This window comes from Pseudomonas sp. PA-7-1E, from assembly GCF_021605325.1.
Lineage (GTDB): Bacteria > Pseudomonadota > Gammaproteobacteria > Pseudomonadales > Pseudomonadaceae > Aquipseudomonas > Aquipseudomonas fluorescens_BV.
This window is the reverse complement of sequence record NZ_WKFA01000054.1, coordinates 34,332-40,331: the sequence shown is the minus strand read 5'-3', so window position 1 is coordinate 40,331 and position 6,000 is coordinate 34,332. Positions and strand designations below refer to the sequence as shown.

The window sequence follows — 6,000 nt, the reverse complement described above, 5'->3', positions numbered from 1 at the left end:
CCTCTTGTGACGCTGTGCGTCACGCTTTGGGACGCAGAGCGTCCCGTGCTGCATTCCCACGCAGAGCGTGGGAACGATCACAACCTCCCCCGAAATCGTGGGGGGGTTTGGGGGGGCTCCGGCCCTTGACTGTTGGTTAAACATGGAGAGATCGGGATGGTTTTCTCGTCCAATGTGTTCCTGTTTCTGTTCTTGCCGATCTTTCTCGGCTTGTACTACTTAAGCGGGCAACGCTATCGCAACCTGCTGCTGCTGATTGCCAGCTACGTGTTCTACGCCTGGTGGCGAGTGGACTTCCTGGCGCTGTTCGCGGCCGTCACGCTGTGGAATTACTGGATCGGCCTCAAGGTCGGTGCCGCCGGCGTGCGCACCAAACCGGCACAGCGCTGGCTGTTGCTCGGCGTGGCCGTCGACCTGTGCATCCTCGGCTATTTCAAGTACGCCAACTTCGGCGTCGACAGCATCAATGTGATGATGAAGTCCGCGGGCCTGGAGCCGTTCATCCTCACCCACGTGCTGTTGCCGATCGGGATCTCGTTCTACATCTTCGAGTCCATCAGCTACATCATCGACGTGTACCGTGGCGACACCCCGGCGACCCGCAACCTCATCGACTTTGCGGCGTTCGTGGCGATCTTCCCGCACCTGATCGCCGGCCCCGTGCTGCGCTTTCGTGACCTGGCCGACCAGTTCAACAACCGCACCCACACCCTGGATAAATTCTCCGAGGGCTGCACGCGGTTCATGCAGGGTTTCATCAAGAAGGTCTTTATTGCCGACACCCTGGCGGTGGTGGCCGACCATTGCTTCGCCCTGCAAAACCCCACCACAGGCGATGCCTGGCTCGGCGCGCTGGCCTATACCGCGCAGCTGTACTTCGACTTCTCCGGCTACAGCGACATGGCCATTGGCTTGGGCTTGATGATGGGTTTCCGCTTCATGGAAAACTTCAAGCAGCCCTACATCAGCCAGTCGATTACCGAGTTCTGGCGGCGCTGGCACATCAGCCTGTCCACCTGGCTGCGTGACTACCTGTACATCACGTTGGGCGGCAACCGCAAAGGCACCCTGACCACTTACCGCAACCTGTTCCTGACCATGCTGCTCGGTGGCCTGTGGCACGGCGCCAACATCACCTACATCGTGTGGGGCGCCTGGCACGGCATGTGGCTGGCGATTGAAAAAGCCATCGGCCTGAACACCGCGCCGCGCAGTTTCAATGTGCTGCGCTGGGCCTTTACCTTCCTGCTGGTGGTGATGGGCTGGGTGATCTTCCGCGCCGAAAACCTGCACGTTGCCGGGCGCATGTACGGTGCGATGTTCAGCTTCAGCGAATGGTCGTTGTCGGAACTCAACCGCGCCAACCTTACCGGCCTGCAAGTGGCAACCCTGGTGGTGGCCTACGCAACGCTGGCGTTTTTCGGCCTGCGCGACTTCTACACCAACCGCCCGGCCGACAAGGCCAAGCCAGCCGACCCGAGCCTGATCAAGGCCGTACCCGGCGACAATCCTGGCAGCATCCACGAGCCCGGTTTCAGCGTGGGCCGTGACGCTGCCGTGCAACCGGCCTACTGGACCGCTGACTGGCCACGCTACGCCATGCGCGCTGCGGTGCTGCTGCTGTTCGTGGCGTCGATTCTCAAACTGTCGGCGCAGAGTTTCTCGCCGTTCCTTTACTTCCAATTCTGAGGGAGCCGACCATGACCCGTTCATTACGCGTCCTCTACATAAGCCTGTTCCTGGTGCTGCTGCTGGCACTGGGCGCCTGGTCACTGCGCAGCTTCTTTGGCTTCAGCACCAACGCCGATGCCACGGTGCTTAACGGTCGCTGGACCAAAGCCGTCGAGACTCACTACGACGACGAGTTCCCGATCAAGCGCCTGGGCACCAACCTGTGGGCAGCGCTGGACTACAAGCTGTTCAATGAAGGCCGCCCTGGCGTGGTGCTGGGCCGTGATCACTGGTTGTACAGCGACGAGGAATTCAACCCCGCCGTCAACGAAGACCAGAACCTGCAAGGCAACTACGCGCTGGTCGAAGGCGTACGCCAGAAGCTCAAGGCCCAGGGCATCCAACTGGTGATGGCGATCGTGCCGGCCAAGGTACGCCTGTACCCGGAGCACTTGGGTGAGGTGAAACCGGCGAGCATCCACGCCAACCTGTACCAGGACTTCCACGCCCGCGTGGCGGCAGACAACATCCCGGCGCCAGACCTGCTCGGCCCGCTGCAACAGGCCAAGCTCGCCGGCAAGCAGGTGTTCCTGCGTACCGATACCCACTGGACCCCGGACGGTGCCGAAGTCGCCGCCAAGCAATTGGCCAAGTCGATTGCCGACAAGACCCCACTCAGTGGCGAGCCGCAGCGCTTTGTCACCGAGGCCGAGAAAACCGAACCGCATAAAGGCGACCTGCGTTTGTTCCTGCCGCTGGACCCGCTGTTCGAAAACCTGATGCCGCCCAAAGAGCCGCTGGAAAAACGTGTCACCCACCTGGCCGAAGAGAAAGGTGATGACGCGCTGTTCAGCGACAGCGAAACCCCGGTGGCACTGGTCGGCACCAGCTACAGCGCCAACCCCAACTGGAACTTCGTCGGTGCACTCAAGCAAGCCTTGCACAGCGACGTGGTCAGCTACGCCGAAGACGGCCATGGCCCGATCCTGCCGATGCTCAGCTATCTCAAAAGTGATGACTTCAAGAACAGCCCGCCCCAGGTGCTGATCTGGGAGTTTCCTGAACGCTATCTGCCCGTGAATAACGAAATCGGTGATGCCGACCCAGCCTGGGTTGCGCAGCTTAAACAAGCCGGTTCGCGCCAACAGAACATGGCAATCAACACATCTAAATCCGAGACGCCCGACCGGGCGCAAAACTGAAAGAGAGGTAACTCACATGACTTTCACTACTACTCCTCGTCGTCTCGCTAAAACCCTGGCTATCGCAGCAGGCTTGAGCTTCGTATCCCTGTCGGCCTTCGCTGCCGGTGATGCCGCCCTGTACGGCCCGACTGCACCAAAAGGCTCCAGCTTTGTACGTATCTACAACGCCAGCAACCAGGAAGTCAGCGCCACCGTCGGCAGCACCAACCTCAGCGACGTTGCGCCACTGGCCAGCAGCGACTTCAGCTTCATGCCGGGCGGCGACTACAGCGCCAAGGTCGGCAGCCAGACCTTGCCGGTCAAACTGGCTGCCGACCACTACTACACCCTGGTCAACAGTGGCAGCGGCCAGCCGCAACTGATCGAAGAACCGCCGTTCAAGAACAAGCAGAAATCCCTGGTGCGCGTGCAGAACCTCAGCGACAAGGCCCTGACCCTGAAAACCGCCGATGGCAAGACCGATGTGGTCAAGTCGGTGGCTGCCAAGGGCCGTGGCGAGCGTGAGATCAACCCGGTGAAAGTGAGCCTGGCGTTGTATGACGGTGACAAGAAAGTCGGCGATGTGAAGCCGGTTGCGTTGGAACGCGGTGAAGCGGCGGTGCTGTATGTCACCGGCTCGGGCTCGAGCCTGTCGCCAGTGTGGGTGAAACGCCCAGTGTCGACCCGCTGACTATTTCCCTGAGTTGACACGCCCCCTCGTGGGAGCTGGCTTGCCTGCGATGGCGGTCTTGAAGGCGCCATCGCAGGCAAGCCAGCTCCCACGCTGAACGGGTTTCAACTCAGGACCGAGACAAAAACAAGAGTGAAACGACAAACCTTCGTAGCTCTGACCCAAACTGATTCAAGGAGAAACACCCATGATCCCAGTAATCCTTTCCGGTGGTAGCGGCTCACGTCTTTGGCCGCTTTCCCGTAAACAGTTCCCCAAGCAGTTCCTGGCCCTGACCGGCGAGCACACCTTGTTCCAGCAAACCCTGGAGCGCCTGGTGTTCGAAGGCATGGACGCCCCCATCGTGGTCTGCAACAAAGATCACCGTTTCATCGTCAACGAGCAACTGAGCGCACGCAAGCTCGACTGCCAGCGCATCCTGATGGAACCCTTCGGCCGCAACACTGCGCCGGCCGTGGCCCTGACCGCGATGATGCTGGTCAACGAAGGCCGTGACGAGCTGATGCTGGTACTGCCCGCCGACCACGTGATCGACGACCAGAAAGCACTGCAACGCGCACTGGCCCTGGCCACCGTGGCCGCCGAGCGTGGCGAGATGGTGCTGTTCGGCGTGCCGGCCACCCGCCCGGAAACCGGCTACGGCTACATCAAGTCCACCAACGACTCGCTGCTGCCTGAAGGCGTGAGCCGCGTGCAGCAGTTCGTGGAGAAACCCGATGAAAAACGTGCGGTCGAGTTCGTCAAAAGCGGTGGCTACTTCTGGAACAGCGGCATGTTCCTGTTCCGCGCCAGCCGCTTCCTCGAAGAGCTGAAAAAGCACGACCCGGATATCTATGACACCTGCGTGCTGACCCTGGAACGCAGCGAGCAGACCGCCGACACCGTGACCTTTGACGACTCCACGTTCGCGTGCTGCCCGGACAACTCCATCGACTACGCCGTGATGGAAAAAACCCAGCGCGCCTGCGTAGTCCCGCTGGCAGCCGGTTGGAGCGACGTGGGCTGCTGGGCCTCGCTGTGGGCGGTCAACGATAAAGACGCCAACGGTAACGTGAGCAAAGGCGATGTAGTGATCCAGGACAGCCGCAACTGCATGGTGCATGGCAACGGCAAACTGGTATCGGTGATCGGCCTGGACAACATCGTGGTGGTGGAAACCAAGGACGCGATGATGATTGCCCACAAGGACAAGGTCCAGGGCGTCAAGCAGATGGTCAACACCCTCAACGAGCAAGGCCGCAGCGAGACCCAGAACCACTGCGAAGTCTACCGCCCGTGGGGCTCCTACGACTCGGTGGACATGGGCGGCCGCTTCCAGGTCAAGCACATCTCGGTCAAGCCGGGCGCGTGCCTGTCGCTGCAGATGCACCACCACCGCGCCGAACACTGGATCGTGGTCAGCGGCACCGCCGAAGTCACCTGTGACGACAACGTGTTCCTGCTCTGCGAAAACCAGTCCACCTACATCCCGATCGCCTCGGTGCACCGCCTGCGCAACCCGGGCAAGATCCCGTTGGAGATCATTGAAGTGCAATCGGGCAGTTACCTGGGCGAGGACGACATCGAACGCTTCGAAGATATCTACGGTCGCTCGACACCGGTTGAACGTGGTGTATCGGTGAAAACTATCGCGCAGTAAAACAGTCGTACAAGAAGCCCTCGCCCAGCCCATTGCGTCCCCTATCCGCAGTGGGTTGGGTGGGGGCTTTTCGGTTCAATGACCATCAAAACAGACAGAAAGCTCCTCGCGGGATGTCAGGCCTGTTTTTAACGAACCCAGTTACGCGGTGCAAACGCGTTGTAATTGCCGTCCTCCTTGGGTTCAGCATTTTTATACGTGTTCTTGCCGATTTTCTCCGCCGCTTTACCCCCCCACATCAGCGCCGAACCTGCGACTTTCGAGGAAACGCCACCTGAGCTTGCCATCTTCTTGCCGGCCACCTTCGCCATCCCGCCAACGAACGTCAACGCGGCCCCATAGGCTTTGTCTTTCGAACTGTCGGTGCTATGAAGTACTGAGGATGGCAAAACATGCGAACGAATTGTATCGCCGAGGCCTTGCAGCACAGTTTGCCGCAAGCTCGTAAGCCCCATACTTTGCATACGCGGCCCCGAGCGCGATTCGAGGGGGGCGGCACTCGCTTGCACGGGTCCTGCCTGGCTGGAGGCCTCCGCTGGTGCGGACACGCTGAGAGGGGTGGACAGGCTTACAGCGGCGTCTGAAATATTCATAAAAAACTCACATTGTATAAGTGCAACGTTGGGTTCCGTCGTTGATCAACCAAGCCTCCTTGCGCAAACTGTGTGGCAAGTTATTCAAACCGGTTCCCACATCGTCGGGTGCAATGACCTACGTTGACCCTTACCCTCATCTTGCCGACCCTTGCGCCTACCACGACGCATTCGTGATGAGGTTTGACGGCCTCAGTGATTCATAGGATCCCTTCTTTTTCA

5 protein-coding genes are annotated in these 6,000 nt (G+C 60.0%); 4 read left to right on the top strand and 1 reads right to left on the bottom strand.

Annotated features, from left to right (window positions below; genetic code table 11):
• Positions 1 to 156: 156 nt before the first annotated feature.
• The 4 genes from GIW79_RS24250 to GIW79_RS24235 all read left to right on the top strand — a co-directional run bounded on the left by GIW79_RS24250 (position 157) and on the right by GIW79_RS24235 (position 5,185).
• Positions 157 to 1,689, top strand: coding sequence for an MBOAT family O-acyltransferase (locus tag GIW79_RS24250; RefSeq protein WP_003188730.1), 1,533 nt, complete (start codon positions 157 to 159; stop codon positions 1,687 to 1,689).
• A gap of 11 nt (positions 1,690 to 1,700) precedes the next feature.
• Positions 1,701 to 2,873, top strand: a complete 1,173-nt coding sequence (locus tag GIW79_RS24245; RefSeq protein WP_236453671.1) for an alginate O-acetyltransferase — start codon at positions 1,701 to 1,703, stop codon at positions 2,871 to 2,873.
• Positions 2,874 to 2,889: 16 nt separating this feature from the next.
• Positions 2,890 to 3,546: an alginate O-acetyltransferase AlgF gene (locus tag GIW79_RS24240; protein ID WP_032893493.1), complete on the top strand. Its 657-nt coding sequence runs from the start codon at positions 2,890 to 2,892 to the stop codon at positions 3,544 to 3,546.
• Positions 3,547 to 3,733: 187 nt separating this feature from the next.
• The gene (locus GIW79_RS24235; RefSeq protein WP_034128771.1) at positions 3,734 to 5,185 is read left to right on the top strand and encodes a mannose-1-phosphate guanylyltransferase/mannose-6-phosphate isomerase; all 1,452 of its coding nucleotides are present in this window, start codon (positions 3,734 to 3,736) and stop codon (positions 5,183 to 5,185) included.
• 128 nt (positions 5,186 to 5,313) lie between these two features.
• Here the strand turns inward: GIW79_RS24235 and GIW79_RS24230 are convergent, their stop codons facing one another.
• A complete protein-coding gene (locus GIW79_RS24230; protein WP_054898944.1) occupies positions 5,314 to 5,778 on the bottom strand; it encodes a hypothetical protein in 465 nt (154 codons plus the stop codon).
• Positions 5,779 to 6,000 lie beyond the last annotated feature (222 nt).

Excerpts from the sequence above, each read along its gene's own strand:
- GIW79_RS24240 (WP_032893493.1), top strand. The coding sequence starts at position 2,890 with ATGACTTTCACTACTACTCCTCGTCGTCTCGCTAAAACCCTGGCTATC.
- GIW79_RS24245 (WP_236453671.1), top strand. The coding sequence starts at position 1,701 with ATGACCCGTTCATTACGCGTCCTCTACATAAGCCTGTTCCTGGTGCTG.
- GIW79_RS24230 (WP_054898944.1), bottom strand. The coding sequence starts at position 5,778 with ATGAATATTTCAGACGCCGCTGTAAGCCTGTCCACCCCTCTCAGCGTG.
- GIW79_RS24235 (WP_034128771.1), top strand. The coding sequence starts at position 3,734 with ATGATCCCAGTAATCCTTTCCGGTGGTAGCGGCTCACGTCTTTGGCCG.
- GIW79_RS24250 (WP_003188730.1), top strand. The coding sequence starts at position 157 with ATGGTTTTCTCGTCCAATGTGTTCCTGTTTCTGTTCTTGCCGATCTTT.